We start from the raw sequence: 17,053 nt of genomic DNA on the forward strand, positions 1-17,053 counted from the left end.
CTATTCTTCTTTTTCTAGCACCTAACCTATTACATTTTACAGAAAAAGAAGCCCGGAGGGAACACCCCCAAGGCTTATTTGTTGATTTCATGTTCACACGCAGAGTAACCTGCTGATTATCATGCAAGGAAGAATAGTGATTTATAGAGATTTTTATTTTCCCATATAAATTCTAACCGTTTCGCCTTCTTTAACTTTCGTTCCAGCTGCAGGAGACTGCTTGACCACTTTATCTCCTTCGCCACTCACATCTAATTTTAAATTAAGTAGCTGTTCTTGTAACTCTTTTTTTGACATTCCTACGACATTTGGTACTTTTATCATTGGTGTGTCCAGCCACGTTAACTCTTTTTCAATTTGTCCTTTACGCGGTTTAACGTCCATCACACGCAAACTGTCTTCAATCATTTTACCTACAATCGGAGCTGCTACAACTCCACCAAACTGAATAGTGCCTTTTGGGTTATCAACCGCAACATACACGACAATTTCAGGGTTATCTGCTGGTGCAACACCGATAAAAGAAACGATGTGATTATTTTTCAAATACTTTCCATTTTGAGCTTTCTGCGCAGTACCCGTCTTTCCTCCAACGCGGTACCCTTCCACAAAAGCTCCTTTTCCGCTTCCTTGTGCTACTACACTTTCAAGAGCAAAACGCACTTGCTTAGACGTTTCCTCGGAAATAACTTTTCGCTTAGCAACCGGCTTATGACTGCTTACAACTTTTCCGGTAGTTGGATCTACCCACTCTTTGGCAATATAAGGTTCATAAAGCGTTCCACCGTTTACGGCTGCTGAAACAGCAGCTACTTGTTGAATAGGCGTAACAGCAACCCCTTGCCCAAAAGCTGTTGTAGCTTGTTCAACCGGACCTACGCGCTCAAGCGGGAACAATATCCCTTTTGCTTCCCCTTGTAAATCAATACCTGTTTTTTGACCAAAGCCAAATTCTTTAATGTATTTGAACAATTTCTCTTTTCCTAAACGTTCTCCAAGCTCCACAAAACCAGGGTTACATGAGTTCTGTACAACTTCTAAAAAAGACTGCTGTCCATGTCCGCCTTTTTTCCAGCAGCGAAGTCTCGCTCCGCCAACTTCCGCGGCTCCATCATCGTAAAATTGATCTTTTAGTAAATCCACTTTCTTTTCTTCAAGAGCAGCTGCCAGTGTAATAATCTTAAACGTTGATCCGGGCTCATATACGCTCCAGATTGGAAGATTGCGATTATACACCTCAGGCTTCACATTTTTAAAATCCGTAGGATCAAAGCCCGGACGACTTGACATACCTAAAATTTCACCGTTTTTAGGATTCATGGCAATGGCAATCATACCATCTGGATTATAAGCTGTCTGAGCATTATCCAACTCACGCTCCATGATCGTTTGCACACGTGAATCAATGGTCAATCTCAAATCCAGCCCGTCCACAGGTGCTGTGTAGTCATCGGCTATATTGGGCATCTTTTTACCTTTAGCATCCGAATACAATTTAACTGAACCTTTTTGTCCTTTTAGCTCTTTATCATAATATAATTCAAGGCCCGTTAACCCTTGATTATCTACTCCCGCAAAGCCTAATACATGCGACAAATAACTTCCAAACGGATAGTACCGCTTCGAATCCTCAGCTATATATACGCCTTTTAAATTTAAATTTCGCACTTCATTTGCTTTCGCATGTGAAATTTTTCTTCCTTCAGGACGCAAATATACGCTAGAAGAAGCTTTTGTTATTTGTTCATATACTTTTTCTTTTGATGCTCCCAGCACTTTTGCTAACTTTTCAGCCGTAACAGCTGGATTTTCAACTTGTCTTGGCATAACTAAAACGGTCGGTGCACTTTTATTTGTAGCAAGTGCCACATCATTGCGATCTAGTATCTTTCCTCTTTCAGGTTCAAAAGGAATATTCCGACTCCATAAGTCTTTGGCTTTTTCAGTTAGCGTATCCCCAGTCAGCAACTGTACATATCCAAGCCTTGTATCAATAATCAAAAACACAATAAAACCGACAAACAAAACAATGGCTAGCCTTTTACGAACTGTGACTCCTGATACCCGCATATATTAGAACCTCCTCTGAATCGGCTCGTTCCAATATATGCTTGTACAGGATTCACTAGAACTTAATTTCTAGTCAAGTTGCTTATCGTCTTTTTTACTATCAGACTCACTTTTTCCCGTTTCTTTTAACTTATTTAACGTGCTTGAAAATTCTTTAGGCGTTTCAAGTTCCACTTTCAGATACGTTCCTGCTTTTAACGGATCGCCTGCTTTAATACTTTGACTTACAACATAACCATTTTCAAGTGCGCTAGGTCGAACGTTGACAAATTCGCTAAAGCGAATCACGTCGCGATGTGAAAAACCTGTTAAATCAGGCATTGTCGCTTGTCCAGTTGTCTTAATGAACACGCGCTGTCCAATAATAATTGTATCAGCAGTCGGTAATTGGCTTTCTACCGTATCTCCTTTACCTATTACAACAGGAATAAGCCCCTTTTGTTTTAAGTCTTTCACGGTACTGTCAACTGATTCATTAACGTAAGATTTAAGCGTAATTTCTGAATCCACTTTCTTTTCTTTCGTTTCTTTCCCGTCTTTATCCTTCTTAGTAGGCTCTACACCCAAGTACTGTAAACTATTCTTCATAACTGGATTAAATACGGCAACAAGGGGTTCACTTCCTCCCTCTTGAGGCTTGAGAGTCGGGTTTTTAACGGCTACATAGACAAGCAGCTTTGGATCGTTTGCAGGCGCAAAGCCCATAAAGGAAATAAGGTTTTTTCCGTGCCCATGCAGGTAACCTCCATTTGGAGCGGGAATTTGAGCTGTACCAGTTTTTCCAGCAACATCATACCCCTCAATCGCGTATGGTTTCCCTGTTCCATTTTCTGAAGAAACAACGGTTTCTAAAATATTTAACGTCTCGTTCGCTGCTTTTTTAGAAATTGGCTGCCCCACCACGGTAGGTTTCGATTTTTTAATCGTCTTTTTATTTGTTTCATCGACTACTTGTTTAATTACGTAAGGCTTCATCATCTTGCCGTCATTTGCAATCGCAGTAGCCGCTTGAATTTCTTGAATAGGCGTAAAAGCAGACGCCTGCCCAAACGCAGTGGTTACGCGGTCTCTCGGGTACTTCGTCACTAACTTGCTAGAAGCTTCGTTTGGCAAGTCAATTCCCGTCTTATCCATAAAGCCAAACTTGTCCAAGTATTTATACAAACGATCGGTGCCCAGTTTTTCATTGGCTAAAATAGCCACCGCTACGTTTGAAGACCTTTGAATTCCTTCATTAAATGTAATAGCCCCCCAGCCGACCCCGGCGTTGTGATCGTTAATGGGAACGCTGTTTTTCGTTACTTTATAAGATCCCGACTGATAGCGATCTTCGCCGTTATAAACGCCTGCATCAATTGCGGCTGCTAGCGTAAAAATTTTCATCGTTGAACCAAGTTCATAGCTGTTTTCAACAAACGGATTACGATAAGAAGTGATATCACGAATATTCGGGTCAAATGAAGGACGGTTTGACATCGCCAAAATTTCACCGGTTTTTGGATTCACTACCGTTGCCATTAGCTCTTCTGGTTTATATTCTTTAGCTGCTGTTGTCATCGCATCCTCTAAGAACGTCTGAATTTTTTCATCAATCGTAAGCGTGACGCTGTCTCCGTTTTTAGGAGCTACAATTGACTCTTTTGGATCCGGAAGCTTAATTCCGTTTTTAGCAGCTTCGTATTTCACATATCCATCTTCTTCAGAAAGCTGCTTATCAAATACTTTTTCAATCCCCATTTTCCCTACGATTTTACCCTTATCATCTTTTTGTGCGTATCCTAAAATACTTGAAGCGAATACACCGTTTGGATAGAAACGCTTCGAATCGCGTAAAAACGTGATGCCCGGAAGATTTAGTTTTTCAATTTTTTGCTTCAGCACGTTATCAATGTCACGGCCTCCGGGGCCAAGTTCGACTTGGAATGCCTCTCTTTTAATTCCTCTCGTTAACATGCTTTCAATTTTTGATTCGTCCATATTCAATAGCGGCGCTAGCTTTTCAGCTGTCTTTTCAGGGTCTACCACGTGCTGTGGGTGTTTTTTATCTCCTGACTGCGACTCCTTCAAAATCGCCACAACCGTATAAGCACCCGTGTCTTGGGCGATCGCTTCTCCGTTTCGATCGTAAATCGTACCGCGCTGTCCTTCAATTTTAGACGTTCGCGTGTGCTGTTTTTGTGCAATTTCGGCTAAAACTTCTCCATTTGCTTTACCCGTCGCTTGGATGTAAAAGAACCTGATGGCTAATACAAAAAAGAGCAATGCAAATATTAAAATTAATATTGCTGCTCCTGTACTAATATTGCTATTTTTTCTCGACGTAGTCATCGCAATTAATCGTTAACGACTTTTACGTTATTTTCATTCAATTTTAGTCCAAGTTCTTTTGCTTTTGTCCAAATACGATCGTATGCACTTAACTCTGTTACCTGTAATTTTAACTCATTGTTTTTTGCTTCTTGCTTGTCAATCTTTCCATCGAGTGATTGCACCTCTTCACTGATGCTATAAAGCGAAGATTGATTTGAAATGATTTGCACAGACCCAAACAGCATGAGTGCGACAAACCCAGAATACACAATTTTTTCACCAACCGTGATTTTTCTTTTTGTCTTTCGAACAACTTGCCGTACCGTCTTTTGCTGCTTCTGCTGCTGATCTTGCTCTCTTACTTTGTATGCTGCATTGTTCATTCTCGTCCCCTCCTCTTTGTTTAAACCCTTTTATTAGACTAATTTCTCAACAATTCGAAGCTTTGCCGAACGCGCTCGCTTATTTTCTTCTACCTCTTCTTCTGAAGGTAAAATAGGTTTTCTTGTAATGACTTTCATTTTAGGCTTAAATTCTTCTGGAATAACCGGCAGTCCATGAGGAAGCTGCGGAACCGTACTTGCATTTTTAAACGCTACTTTACAAATTCGGTCTTCAAGTGAATGGAAGGTAATAACACTTACACGTCCACCTTTTTTGATCACATCCATAGCCTGTTCAATTGCATCTTCAAATACTTGAAGCTCATCATTTACAGCAATTCGAATAGCCTGGAAAATCCGTTTTGCCGGATGTCCACCCGTTCGTCTAGCTGGCGCTGGAATACCATCTTTAATAAGATCAACCAGCTCTAGCGTTGTTTCAATTGGTTTAGACTCTCGATATGCCTCAATTTTGCGGGCAATTTGTTTGGAAAACTTTTCTTCTCCGTATTGGAAAAAGATTTTCACAAGTTTTTCATAAGGCCATTCATTTACTACGTTGTACGCAGAAAACTTTGAGTTTTGATCCATGCGCATATCAAGCGGGGCCTCATGATGAAAGCTGAACCCTCGCTCTGGTGTATCCAACTGAGGAGACGAGACGCCTAGGTCAAACAATACTCCATCTACTTCTTCAATTCCATGTTTCATTAGCTGCTCTTTTAAATAGCGAAAATTACTTTTGATTAGAATAACTCTGTCTAGATACGGGGCTAATTTTTCTTTTGCATTTTCAAGAGCAACATCGTCTTGATCAAACGCAATTAATTTCCCTTTTTCTGATAGCTGTTTTACGATATATTCACTATGACCTGCTCCGCCAAGCGTGCAGTCGACATATACTCCATCCGGTTTAATATTTAAACCTTCCGCTGCTTCTTTAAGCAAAACAGTTGTGTGATTAAACATTATGACACCTACTTCTTTCTAAACTACTTAGTTATGTATACAAAAAGCAAAAAACGGTGTTTTTCTTTGATATATATACACGTTTATATTATATATCAAAGTTCAACATTATTTCAGCTATTTGTATAAGAATTAAGTAGAATTTTGTCTTTTTGTCACAAATAGTGTCATTTTGTTAAAAGTAGGACATATTCATAGAATAAAATGTAAGGAATATAAGGTTTTTTTGTGTAATTAGAAATAAATACCTTATAAGGATCCAATTGGTTGACATTCACCTTGTAAACTTGTTCTCTTTTCCAAAATAAAAATCCTGCTTTTCAGCAGGATTTTATTAGACATAGCAGACTTTTAACTGGTGATTTAATTCGACTTCAGCACTTAGTAAATCTGACACAAATTGCATACCATAGCCATTTAAATAATACATAATATTCCACATGCGTTCTTGTGGAGCATTGTAGGGACGAAGAGCAAGTTCAATTTGAGCATATTTTGAATGCTTCACATCGTGCTTAATTAGCTGTTTGGATTCGACAATCTTTTGAATGGTTTCAAACTGCTTTTGAATAATCGCTCGATTTTTAAGCATGACTTCATCAAATGTTTTGTCTTCTTTTTGAATATTTTCACGAAGAGTTTTATGAATTTTTTCAAAATCTTCTTTCGCTTTTTCAAAATACATTTCGTACGGGTTGTGAACTTCTGTCTTAAGCCAGTGCTCCCTCTCTGCATCTACGCCTTCGTTTATTACGTTCGAAAGGTCTAGCTGAAGTTCATCCATATACTTTTCGATATGTCTTTCTACGATTGCATAGGATAACCTCGGAACCACGGGAGGCATTTTAAAGCTAAATAAAGAAAATGCTTTTTCAAGCTCTGCCCAATACGCTACTTCCCCTGGACCTGCAATAAACGCAAGGGTAGGAAGTAAGTACTCCTGCATAAGAGGTCTAGTCACAACGTTGTTACTAAGAAGCTCTGGCGTTTGTTTAGCAATTTGAACCAGCTCTTCTTTAGACAGCGCGAGTTCATTTTGCTTTCCAACAAACTGCTCTTGCTCTGCATCTCTTTCTAAAAGTACTCTGTTTTCGTTGTGTGAATAAAAGAGATGGGCTGTTTCTTCTCCCACTTCAATCATTCGTTTGTACTGTTTTTGAAGCTCTGTTTGCTGTTCCATAACGGCTGACGATAATTTGTCATTTTGTTCAATTAACGTCACAAAGAAAGAAGATTCAATGCTGCGCACTTCTTTAGAAGCTGCATCCATTAAAATAAGACCTGACTCTGCGAACATTGTGGTAACCAAATGAGCAAAGAAATCGACATAGGTACGTGATTTATCTAACGCCTCTAAAACAAAGTGTAATACCTGGTTTGTATGCGCCGTTTCGTTAAACGTTTGAAAAACATCACGAACCCAGCTTCTACAGGCTTCATGGTCTAGCTCGATTTGAGAAACCATTTGCTTTTTCTTTAAAGAATGCTTTAACGTTTTCTTTAAAAGCTGGTTTTTATGCTCTGTGTATACATGGTTGATCTCAGCAAAATCATGATCTTCTCCAGCAATCCAAAATACCGGAAGCACGGGCACGTTTAAAGCTTCCTCTTGTTGTTTAGCTAGCAGCACAATTGAAATCACTTTATGAATGGTGTACAAAGGACCTGTAAGCAGCCCCGCTTGCTGACCGCCAACGACTACTACGCTGTTAGGATCTTTTAGCTTTTCAATATTTTCAATCGTCTTAGAAGATGCTCCGTAGCGCTTATTAAAATTAAGCAGATACTCAGCAAGCTGTTCTCTTGGATAAGACTGCTTTTGAACATCCGCTAAACGTTTTTCATATACGTCTTTTTCGTGTATATTATAATGAAAAAAGGAAAGTGCTTGCTTTTCACCTTTTATGTAATCGTTCGTTAGTTTGTTTCCCGCCTTTAAAGAGACGCCTGTAATCTCCATGAAAGAACTTCCTTTCTTTTCCTAATACTTATATTCTCTACATATAGCTTCATTATCCATAATGTAACTGCTCACGTCTAGTAACATGCTTTACAGAGAGGAAATGCGAAAAGCGATTCCACCTATATTTAATACAATATGTGCAATAAGAAACAAAACGAAATTCATCCGAAAGAACCCTTTCGCAATAAGCTTCATTTCTAAGTCATGTTTGACTTTCCAATGTACAAACATCATAATCATTGCTACAACTAAAAGGACTAGCACAATCAACCACAAAAAAGAGTGCCCGAAAATTTCTACAGCTGCATAATGCACGGACAAAATAAGAAAAACCGTAGTAATGTACGTTGCTATGTGGACAGATTTCCTTTTATTTTTCGTCAGTTTGCGTAAAAGCATGTATAGAATAAAAAAACCAACGAGCGGCAGAGTGACAAACGTCGCAAAAACTCCAGCAATAAAACTTCCCATGTTAATCACCCTTTTCTTCTTCGATTCCTTTTATTGACCCATATAAAAAGTCAACAATAGGCGTCGACGTTCTTTTTTCAGCAGCTTGTGTTTGAATATAGCCTAAAATAGCATCAATTTCTGTTTGCCGCCCCTCCTGTATATCTTTTAGCATAGAAGATTGATTTGTACTCGTGCGCGAACAAACCCCCAGTGCATTTTCCCAATAATTAAAAGCTGAATCCAGTTTTAACACAGCGGCAATCTCTTCAAACAATAGACGCATCGTTTTATAAAAGTAGCCGTTATGAATCAGCTGCCCATTTTTTACCCGATACAGCGCCGTAAGAGGATTGATGAGCGCATTTACAACTAATTTCTTCACCAGCATCGCATACCAATCTGTTTCAATCACCCAAGGAAAATTCACAATTGGCAAGATAGACTCCATTTCTCCTCTGTACGAAGCAATACGGGTTGTTCCTATTCCTGTATGATGGACGCTATCCATATTTGTACGCATTGCCCCGTGTTCAACTGTACCCAAATAGAGAGTGCGCTGCGGGAGATTTTTAAGAATTTCAATATGGCTCATACCGTTTTGGATAAACAAAAGGGGAGTATGTATAGTAAGGGTTTTGATAAAAGGAATAATCTCTTTTAAATGATACTGTTTTACAGTAATAATGATTAAATCTGCTTCTTTTATGTTTTTTTCCAGAGGGATAGCACTGACTTTTTTAGTGTGATGTTCCCCTTGTCTATGTAAGGTAATTCCATTATCGTTAATGCACTTTGCTTGAGTTTTTGTTTTCGTATACAAGGTTACATCATAACAATCTGATAAATACGCGCTAAACAACAGACCTAATGATCCGCCTCCAATAATACCTATAGTTTTCATCGTATTTTTTGTTCCTCTTTCCATTATTGAGTTTCATTTTAGCAAAAAAATGCTTTGAATTAAATGCATTCTTAAAATTTTACCTATTCATATAGCCCGTGTGATTAAAAATCACCGGGCTTATTGTAAATTATTTAGAGTGATCCCGTTTTTTTCTATTATACGGGATACACCGGATGTTTACGACGGCTAAAGGTCACATTCTTTGTTTCATATAATCGAAAGCGGTCAATTAAAGTTCGACGCAGTTCATTAGCAGGAACGATGTCGTCAATAATAAGTTCAGAAGCCAGCGTATAGATATCGATGTGTTCTTTATACTCCTGCTGTTTCTGTTTAACAAACATAAACCGCTCTTTCGGATCTTCAATTTCATTAATTTTATTAGAATAGACGGCATTTACTGCCGCTTCAGGACCCATTACGGCAATTTGAGCAGTAGGTAATGCAAGGCAGCAATCCGGTTCAAAAGCTGGACCAGCCATAGCGTAAAGCCCTGCGCCATAAGCTTTGCGCATAACTACGGAAATTTTAGGAACTGTAGCTGAACTCATCGCTGCAATCAATTTTGCTCCATGTCTAATGATGCCTGCTCTTTCTACTTTGGTTCCAATCATAAATCCAGGTACATCCGCTAAAAATAGCAAAGGAATATGGAAGGCATCGCACAGTTGAATAAATTTTGCGCCTTTATCTGCTGAATCTACAAACAGCACTCCTCCTTTGACCTTCGGCTGATTGGCAATAATCCCTACTACTTTTCCATCTATTCGTGCAAGCCCTGTTACCAATTCGGCGGCAAACAGTTTTTTCACTTCAAAGAAGCTCCCTTCGTCAATAAGGGTATCAATTGCTTCATAGATATCAAATGGAACATTTTGATTCTCTGGAATTAATTCTACTAAATCCTTTGTCTGCTTAGGCTCTTTAGCTTTTTGTACTTTAGGCTTCTCTTGATAGTTTTGTGGAAAGTAGGTTAAATAAGATTTGGCATACGAAATAGCTTCTTCTTCAGAATAAGCTAACACATCTCCACATCCGCTAACGCTGCAGTGCATATGTGCTCCTCCCATTTCTTCTAGCGTAACCTTTTCTCCAATAACAGCTTCGGCCATACGCGGCGAACCTAAGTACATAGAAGCGTTTCCATCTACCATCACAACAATATCACAAAATGCAGGGATATATGCCCCTCCAGCTGCTGACGGACCGAAGAGCAAACAAATTTGAGGAATGACGCCGGAAAGTTTTACTTGATTGTGAAAGATCCGTCCAGCGCCTCGGCGGTTTGGAAACATATCTAATTGATCCGTAATACGCGCTCCTGCAGAATCCACTAGGTACAGCAAAGGCACATGCAGTTTTTCTGCTACTTCCTGAATCCGAATAATTTTCTCTACTGTTCTGGCCCCCCAAGACCCTGCTTTTACAGTAGAGTCATTAGCCATTACACAAACCGTTTCACCGTTTACTTTCCCAATTGCAGTTACAACACCGTCTGCCGGCAACCCTTCGGCTTTATTATTTGCAAACATGCCGTCTTCTTCATATTTCCCGTCATCAAATAAAAGGGCTAAACGATCTCTTACAAAAAGCTTCTGTTGTTTTGCAAGTTTCTCTTTGTACTTCTCCGCGTTGCCACGCTCTACTTTTTGACGATTTTCATCATATTTTTTCTGAGATTCACCTGTATGTATCATGATATCTCTCCTTTATGAGTTATGAAATAGTCACCAAAACGTCGCCTTCGTTCACAAAATCCCCCACGGCTATATGGACAGTCTCTGCAATACCAGCTTGATCGCTTTCAATAGGAATTTCCATTTTCATAGATTCTAATACAACAACAACTTCTCCTTTGGCTACACTTGCACCTTGCTGAACAAACACATTAAATACCATGCCTGCCATTGTCGCTTTGATTTCACTCATTGTGGTGCTCCTCCTTTATTTAATACGGTTGATAATAACGATGTGTTATAGGTGCCTTTTTCATATAACTCTTCATTTAACAGCTGCTTAAATAGAGGAATATTCGTTTTGATTCCCTCTACAACAGCTTCTGTAAAATATGATTTAGCTAGTTCAATTGCATTTGAACGTGTACGACCAGTAATAATAACTTTTGCAATCATTGGATCATAAAAAGGTGTAACCGCATTCATATCACTGTAGCCGCTGTCTACGCGTGCATAGGTTCGCTCCGGCAAGTGATAACCCGTAATTTTTCCCGGAGCCGGTAAAAAAGTAAACGGATCTTCTGCATAAATTCGAAATTCAATGGCATAGTTATTTGCTGCTATTTCCTCTTGCACACGTGGAAGCTTTTCTCCGCGCGCAGCTAAGATCTGCCACTTAACTAAATCGACCCCTGCAATTTGCTCGGTGATCGGATGCTCAACTTGCAGCCGCGTGTTCATTTCAAGAAAATAAAAATTTTCGTCTTCATCCACAATAAACTCCACCGTACCTGCATTATAATATCCGATTGCTTTAGCCGCTTGAACGGCTTGGTTTTGCATGGCTTGTCGCGTACTTTCTTTTAAAGAAAGCGCAGGGGCTTCTTCAATCACTTTTTGATTTCTTCTTTGTACGGAACAATCGCGTTCAAAAAGATGAACGACATTACCATGCTGATCTCCAAACACCTGTACTTCGATATGTTTTGCGTTTGTGATAAGTTTTTCAATAAACATTCCTTCTTGACCAAAATATGCTTTGGCTCTTGCTTTTGTGGAGGCATACACTTGTTTTACTGCTTCTTCGTTATCGCAGCGCACCATCCCAATTCCGCCGCCACCTCCGCTTGCTTTTAACATAACGGGATATCCAATTAGATTCGCTACTTTACAAGCCTCTTCAACTGACGTCACATCGCCTTCGCTGCCGGGGACAACAGGTACACCCGCTTCTTTCATCGCGGCACGAGCAGCAATTTTGTCGCCCATCATCGAAATGATTTCGGGAGAAGGGCCGATAAAACAAAAACCTTCATCAATCGCTCTTTTAGCAAATGCACTATTTTCCGATAAAAATCCATACCCAGGATGAATGGCATCTACTTTTTCTTCATGACTAATTCGCAGCAATTCTTCTACATTCAAATATGACTTTTGCACAGGAGGCTCTCCAATTCGACGTGCTTTTGTAGCTGCTTGAACATAAGGAAGCTCTGCATCTGCATCGGAATAGACAGCCACCGTTTCAATGCCCATTTGTTTGCATGTATGAATAATACGAAGAGCAATTTCTCCTCGATTTGCAATCAGTATTTTTTTCACCTTTCTCTCCCCTTTCCTCAAATTTCTACTTTCCCCCATATAATTCTACAATAATTTTAAAACTCCTCTACAATTTTTGAAAACGCTTTCTATTTGAATCTCACTTTCCTTTTGCTTCCTTTCTAAAAAGTGATGCTTATAGTAATGTATTCTTCGTATGTAACTGAAAGAATTCATTTTTCCTTATGCGCATTGAATATTCGTTCACCAATCATGAAAACAGAATATTTTGTATTTTTGTTATATAATATTAGATGAACGAACCAAGCCAGTTCGTTTGTCTAGCAAGGAGACATAACAAGGGGGATATGGGATGAATTACGAAGTGAAGCATTTAAAAATTAATTTTAAAACGCTAGAAGAGTTCAAGAAATTCAAAGAATATGGCATTCAAGAACTTTCAATGCTAGAAGAATTACATGCCAAAATTTCCGATAATGAAATAAATTCTCCGTTTTACGGTATTTATTTTGGAAATAGCTTAGTGGCTCGGATGAGTCTCTATAAGCGAAACAAACAGTACGATCAATATTTCGAGCCGCCTCAAACGTATATTGAAGTGTGGAAACTCGAAGTGCTCAGCGATTTTCAGCGCAAAGGATTGGGTCAAACGCTCGTTGAATACGCCAAATCCTTTCAATTACCTATCAAAACAAGCCCACGAGTAAAATCGAGTGATTTTTGGTCAAAAATGGGGTTTGTACCTGTAACATATGATATCGATCGTGATTTGGGAGAAAACCCTCTTATTTGGCTACCAAACGGTGTAAGCGAACAAAAATAAACAGCTGATTTCCAGCTGTTTATTTTATATCTATGTGGTATATGTGATCAACATGAAGTAGGGAGCCTTCAAACTGTCCCTTTACTTTTGAACTTTTTCTAAATTTAAATTTTTATCCACTTGAAATTTCACTTTTCTACTTTTTTCATCCTCTTTTAATACAACCATTTTACGAGCCCTCTCCATAATTTCAATAAGAGCTTTATAGTCATCTTCCACAATTAACAAGTTGTTTTGCAAAGCTTTTTTTTCTTTTTCCAAAATCGTTACTTTCTCTTGTAAACGTTCAATCTTTTGCTGCAGTTCTTCATTAGCTTCGAGAAGCTCTGACGAGTGCCTTTGCCCTTGATCTACATTTTCTAAATATTTAATTACCTCATTAAGCGAAATATGTTTCTCTGCTTCCATATATGATAAGCGTGCAGGCTGCTCGTCATCTTTTGAAACAGTTCTTGCTTTTAATTCTTTTCTCTGTTTTTTCGCAAGATCAATACCAGTCTTGTATTGTTTGCGCACAAAAGAATTCCAGCGGAAGCCACAAGCTGCTGATGTTCGTGTAAGTTTCTTCCCCACTTCTTCAAATGCAGCTAGCTGAGTGCCACCTTCACGTATATGACGCAGTACAATTTCTGCGAGTAATAAATCTTCATCATGAGTCCATGCATCTTGACGAGAAGAAGTCATTTTTCTATCCCTCCTTATCCGTACTTATTAAATGAATATGCACCTACTAGATAAGATAGACTATTGTTCCTCTTCTCAATCAAGAAAATCTTTCATATACTTTGAAGCAAAATGGGAAACCCGTGATTCTTTCATCTTTCGCTTATTCACTATATTGCTATGGAAATGCAGTTCATAACTATGCTTTTTTAACGATGACCTTTTGAACCGCTTCTTCATGCTCAGGCGACTCCCACAATATCGAGCAGCGATGAATTTCTTGTTCCATCCGATTCCAAACCCGGCTTTGCTCCCATTTCTCAATAGCGATTTCTTTGTAAGCTTGCAATACATGGGTCGGTTTATGAGTGATAGGCGCTAACCACTCCTCACACCTCATAGTTAGCTCTTTAAACGACGTGACATAAGAAAGAAATCCAATTTGCTTTGCTCGTTCTACTCCATACAGCTGAGCACTGTAGATCATTTCCATCGCTTCTTGATAACGCAGCTTTTCAAGAAGAATGGTTCCTCCTCCCCAGCCTGTTGTAATTCCTAAATTCCCTTGAATAAATCCCATTTCGCTATGTGTTGCACTTATACGGAAGTCACATGCAATCGCAAGCTCACATCCTCCTCCAACCGATGTTCCATTCAAAAGGGCAACTGTGGGTTTTGGGAGTGTTAAAATCTCATAAAGAATTTTCCCCATTTTCGTTAACATTTGAGATGCCTCTTTCGAAGTCTTTAGCTCATGAAATACGCTTAAATCTCCTCCACTGCAAAATGCATCTGAACCAGCACCTGTAATTACGAAAGCTTTTACTAACTGATCATGTTTCACATAATCTACAGCTTGCTGCAGTTCATTCATAACATCATAATCAATAGCATTACGCTTTTCAGGACGATTAATCACAAACGTAGCAATGCCTTGGCTTGTAGTAAACAACTCGCTTTTTTTCATGCTTTTTCCTCCTTATAGACAAGGTATGAATCCTTTTACAACAGTAATTGTTTATTTAAAAAGAGTTCTTGTTCTATAAGAAAAATCCTTCTCTTCCAAAGGGCAGAGAAGGAAAAAAGGCAAAAAAAATAAAAGACCCTTTAAGAGGGTCTTTTATTTAAATAAGCAATTATTTGCTTACTACGTCATTTCCTTTGTAAGTACCACAAGCTTTACATACGCGGTGTGATAGTTTCATTTCACCACAATTTGGGCACTCTACCATACCAGGAACTTGTAATTTAAAGTGCGTACGACGCGTTCTTTTCTTCATTTTAGATGTTCTTCTAAAAGGTACAGCCATTATTCCCACCTCCTTAAAAGAGTTTTAAAATCATATGAAGGCCCGAAAGCCGGATCTTCGCATTTTTATTTCTTTTTGTCTTTAAAGAAATTTTCGAGTACGGCTAAGCGGGGATCTACTTTTTCCTGCTGTTCTTCTTCGGTAACAACTTCCCAGTCTTTTCCTGACTGTGGAGCTGCTCCTGCCGCTTGCTGATTTTCACTAAATACCTGCAGAGGAATTTCAACAATAATTAACTCTTGAATCAAAGGTTGTAAATCAACCGTTTCTCCCTCTACAATGCGTACTTCAGCATCTTCTTCATAATCAGCATTCACATTCAATAAAAACGTTTCAGTTGCGTTAATTTCAAACGGATACGGAACGTCAACTAATGTACGAGCACAAGGCAACGTCATTTCTCCTGAGATTTTAAGGTGAAACGTTACTTTCGAAGAGCTAATGTCGGCTCTTCCTTTCACATTTACATCTGACATTCTACGAATTTGAGGATCAGCATTCATAAACTCTTTGCCGTCAATCACTTCGTCAAATGTTAGACCTTTATTTTGCAACTGATACAATTGATGTATTGTCCATTTCATTGTTAATCACCTCAAGGCAACAAAGGTTATTATAGCTTTCACAAGATTATTTGTCAATATTTTTTCTTTACACTATAATGTACTTAAATATGCTTTTTTGTAAATATTTCTTACTTTCATAAAAAAATGTTTTTAAAACAAAGAGCTAGACTAAAAATAATAAATTAAAAGGAGACATTATGCAAGCAGTTGGAATAATTGTCGAATATAATCCTTTTCATAATGGACACGCTTATCATTTGCAGCAAGCGAAACAACAAACCGGAGCAGATTGTGTGATTGCTGTGATGAGCGGGCACTTTTTGCAGCGCGGAGAGCCTGCTCTTGTATCAAAATGGTCCCGCACAAGAATGGCTTTAGCCGCTGGTGCAGACTTAGTCGTTGAATTACCCTATGCTTTTTCTACTCAAAAAGCTGAAACATTCGCAAGCGGCGCTATTTCTATTTTAGAATCCCTTCGCGCTGACTTTGTATGCTTTGGCAGCGAAAATGGCAATATTGACTCATTTACCCGCACCGCTGATTTGCTCGAAGCTCATGAATCAGAACTATCCGCTTTAATTCAACAAGAGATGAAAAAAGGGAACAGTTATCCAAAAGCAGCTTCCAACGCTTTCTTACAGCTTTTCACGGAGGCTCCTATTGATTTATCTCAGCCAAATAATGTGCTTGGAATGAGCTATGTAGCTGCCATTAAAAAACAGCATGCATCTATTAAACCATATACAATCACTCGAATTCAATCACATTATCACGATGATTCCCTATCTTCTTCTTTTATTTCAAGCGCTACAAGCATACGTAAAGCTATTTTTGACAGCAGCAGCAGTGAGGATCTGAGCAAGCACATGCCAGTTAGTACAGCAAATGAATTAGCAGCTTACAAGCAAGCACACGGACAGTTTCATCATTGGGAGCATTATTTCCCATTTTTGAAATACAAATTATTAACTACTCCGCTTTATGACTTACAGCGTATTTATGAAATAGAAGAAGGTATTGAACATCGGCTGTTATCTTATATTTCTTCAGCTACTTCATTTGAAGATTTTTTAACAAAGGTTAAAACGAAGCGATATACGAGAACCCGTTTACAGCGCATGTGCGTTCACCTTTTAACCAATACAACAAAAAGTGAGATGCAACAAGCTGATCCTTACATTCGCTTATTGGGAATGTCAAAGACCGGACAAGACTATTTAAAAACAATTAAGAAAAAGCTGTCTCTTCCTATTGTATCCACTGTCTCGCAATGTAAACTAAAAGAAATTGATATCGATATTAAAGCGACACATGTTTATAGTATGCCGTTTCAAGAGCCTCTGCGCTCTCAATTTATGAAACAAGAATACACGCAGCCTCCTATCATTTGGCCATAAAAA

General features: G+C 38.8%; 16 protein-coding genes. 2 read left to right on the forward strand and 14 right to left on the reverse strand.

Annotated features, from left to right (window positions below):
- Positions 1-153: 153 nt before the first annotated feature.
- The 10 genes from AC3WJG_RS05425 to AC3WJG_RS05470 form a co-directional block, all read right to left on the reverse strand.
- Positions 154-2,070, reverse strand: coding sequence for a stage V sporulation protein D (locus tag AC3WJG_RS05425; protein ID WP_013084856.1), 1,917 nt, complete (start codon positions 2,068-2,070; stop codon positions 154-156).
- A gap of 69 nt (positions 2,071-2,139) precedes the next feature.
- On the reverse strand, positions 2,140-4,398 hold the full coding sequence (locus AC3WJG_RS05430) for a penicillin-binding protein (protein WP_337133930.1): 2,259 nt from the start codon (positions 4,396-4,398) through the stop codon (positions 2,140-2,142).
- Positions 4,399-4,403: 5 nt separating this feature from the next.
- Complete coding sequence (gene ftsL, locus AC3WJG_RS05435) at positions 4,404-4,763, reverse strand: cell division protein FtsL (protein WP_028410764.1); 360 nt, start codon at positions 4,761-4,763, stop codon at positions 4,404-4,406.
- A 33-nt stretch (positions 4,764-4,796) separates the two neighbouring features.
- The gene (gene rsmH / locus AC3WJG_RS05440; protein ID WP_028411477.1) at positions 4,797-5,732 is read right to left on the reverse strand and encodes a 16S rRNA (cytosine(1402)-N(4))-methyltransferase RsmH; all 936 of its coding nucleotides are present in this window, start codon (positions 5,730-5,732) and stop codon (positions 4,797-4,799) included.
- A 334-nt stretch (positions 5,733-6,066) separates the two neighbouring features.
- The gene (gene bshC / locus AC3WJG_RS05445) at positions 6,067-7,692 is read right to left on the reverse strand and encodes a bacillithiol biosynthesis cysteine-adding enzyme BshC (protein WP_102812620.1); all 1,626 of its coding nucleotides are present in this window, start codon (positions 7,690-7,692) and stop codon (positions 6,067-6,069) included.
- Positions 7,693-7,782: 90 nt separating this feature from the next.
- Positions 7,783-8,166, reverse strand: coding sequence for a DUF3397 domain-containing protein (locus tag AC3WJG_RS05450; RefSeq protein ID WP_028410761.1), 384 nt, complete (start codon positions 8,164-8,166; stop codon positions 7,783-7,785).
- A 1-nt stretch (position 8,167) separates the two neighbouring features.
- Entirely contained in the window at positions 8,168-9,049 is an 882-nt protein-coding gene (locus AC3WJG_RS05455; RefSeq protein ID WP_028410760.1) for a 2-dehydropantoate 2-reductase, read from the reverse strand.
- 158 nt (positions 9,050-9,207) lie between these two features.
- Positions 9,208-10,749 (reverse strand): acyl-CoA carboxylase subunit beta, encoded by a 1,542-nt coding sequence (locus tag AC3WJG_RS05460; RefSeq protein WP_013084862.1) that lies wholly within the window; start codon positions 10,747-10,749, stop codon positions 9,208-9,210.
- Between the two features lie 19 nt (positions 10,750-10,768).
- Complete coding sequence (locus AC3WJG_RS05465) at positions 10,769-10,981, reverse strand: biotin/lipoyl-containing protein (protein WP_013058971.1); 213 nt, start codon at positions 10,979-10,981, stop codon at positions 10,769-10,771.
- A complete protein-coding gene (locus AC3WJG_RS05470; RefSeq protein WP_098658764.1) occupies positions 10,978-12,330 on the reverse strand; it encodes an acetyl-CoA carboxylase biotin carboxylase subunit in 1,353 nt (450 codons plus the stop codon). The genes AC3WJG_RS05465 and AC3WJG_RS05470 overlap by 4 nt, the downstream gene beginning before the upstream one ends.
- 313 nt (positions 12,331-12,643) lie before the next feature.
- Here AC3WJG_RS05470 and AC3WJG_RS05475 point away from each other — a divergent pair, with 313 nt between their 5' ends.
- Positions 12,644-13,114, forward strand: a complete 471-nt coding sequence (locus AC3WJG_RS05475) for an N-acetyltransferase (protein WP_013058973.1) — start codon at positions 12,644-12,646, stop codon at positions 13,112-13,114.
- Between the two features lie 81 nt (positions 13,115-13,195).
- Here the strand turns inward: AC3WJG_RS05475 and AC3WJG_RS05480 are convergent, their stop codons facing one another.
- From AC3WJG_RS05480 to AC3WJG_RS05495, 4 genes are all read right to left on the reverse strand, one after another.
- The gene (locus AC3WJG_RS05480; protein WP_013058974.1) at positions 13,196-13,798 is read right to left on the reverse strand and encodes an RsfA family transcriptional regulator; all 603 of its coding nucleotides are present in this window, start codon (positions 13,796-13,798) and stop codon (positions 13,196-13,198) included.
- Between the two features lie 178 nt (positions 13,799-13,976).
- Positions 13,977-14,744, reverse strand: coding sequence for an enoyl-CoA hydratase/isomerase family protein (locus tag AC3WJG_RS05485; RefSeq protein WP_028410758.1), 768 nt, complete (start codon positions 14,742-14,744; stop codon positions 13,977-13,979).
- Between the two features lie 169 nt (positions 14,745-14,913).
- Entirely contained in the window at positions 14,914-15,087 is a 174-nt protein-coding gene (rpmF, locus tag AC3WJG_RS05490) for a 50S ribosomal protein L32 (protein WP_013058976.1), read from the reverse strand.
- 65 nt (positions 15,088-15,152) lie between these two features.
- A complete protein-coding gene (locus AC3WJG_RS05495) occupies positions 15,153-15,671 on the reverse strand; it encodes a YceD family protein (protein ID WP_014458367.1) in 519 nt (172 codons plus the stop codon).
- Between the two features lie 179 nt (positions 15,672-15,850).
- On the opposite strand from AC3WJG_RS05495, the gene AC3WJG_RS05500 reads away from it, so the two are divergent.
- On the forward strand, positions 15,851-17,050 hold the full coding sequence (locus tag AC3WJG_RS05500) for a nucleotidyltransferase (RefSeq protein ID WP_102812621.1): 1,200 nt from the start codon (positions 15,851-15,853) through the stop codon (positions 17,048-17,050).
- Positions 17,051-17,053: the final 3 nt, after the last annotated feature.

This window comes from Priestia sp. FW507-14D1A (assembly GCF_058781295.1).

Excerpts from the sequence above, each read along its gene's own strand:
- rpmF (WP_013058976.1), bottom strand. The coding sequence starts at position 15,087 with ATGGCTGTACCTTTTAGAAGAACATCTAAAATGAAGAAAAGAACGCGT.
- AC3WJG_RS05425 (WP_013084856.1), bottom strand. The coding sequence starts at position 2,070 with ATGCGGGTATCAGGAGTCACAGTTCGTAAAAGGCTAGCCATTGTTTTG.
- AC3WJG_RS05460 (WP_013084862.1), bottom strand. The coding sequence starts at position 10,749 with ATGATACATACAGGTGAATCTCAGAAAAAATATGATGAAAATCGTCAA.
- AC3WJG_RS05485 (WP_028410758.1), bottom strand. The coding sequence starts at position 14,744 with ATGAAAAAAAGCGAGTTGTTTACTACAAGCCAAGGCATTGCTACGTTT.
- rsmH (WP_028411477.1), bottom strand. The coding sequence starts at position 5,732 with ATGTTTAATCACACAACTGTTTTGCTTAAAGAAGCAGCGGAAGGTTTA.
- AC3WJG_RS05480 (WP_013058974.1), bottom strand. The coding sequence starts at position 13,798 with ATGACTTCTTCTCGTCAAGATGCATGGACTCATGATGAAGATTTATTA.
- AC3WJG_RS05450 (WP_028410761.1), bottom strand. The coding sequence starts at position 8,166 with ATGGGAAGTTTTATTGCTGGAGTTTTTGCGACGTTTGTCACTCTGCCG.
- AC3WJG_RS05455 (WP_028410760.1), bottom strand. The coding sequence starts at position 9,049 with ATGAAAACTATAGGTATTATTGGAGGCGGATCATTAGGTCTGTTGTTT.
- bshC (WP_102812620.1), bottom strand. The coding sequence starts at position 7,692 with ATGGAGATTACAGGCGTCTCTTTAAAGGCGGGAAACAAACTAACGAAC.
- AC3WJG_RS05495 (WP_014458367.1), bottom strand. The coding sequence starts at position 15,671 with ATGAAATGGACAATACATCAATTGTATCAGTTGCAAAATAAAGGTCTA.
- AC3WJG_RS05500 (WP_102812621.1), top strand. The coding sequence starts at position 15,851 with ATGCAAGCAGTTGGAATAATTGTCGAATATAATCCTTTTCATAATGGA.
- AC3WJG_RS05430 (WP_337133930.1), bottom strand. The coding sequence starts at position 4,398 with ATGACTACGTCGAGAAAAAATAGCAATATTAGTACAGGAGCAGCAATA.
- ftsL (WP_028410764.1), bottom strand. The coding sequence starts at position 4,763 with ATGAACAATGCAGCATACAAAGTAAGAGAGCAAGATCAGCAGCAGAAG.
- AC3WJG_RS05465 (WP_013058971.1), bottom strand. The coding sequence starts at position 10,981 with ATGAGTGAAATCAAAGCGACAATGGCAGGCATGGTATTTAATGTGTTT.
- AC3WJG_RS05475 (WP_013058973.1), top strand. The coding sequence starts at position 12,644 with ATGAATTACGAAGTGAAGCATTTAAAAATTAATTTTAAAACGCTAGAA.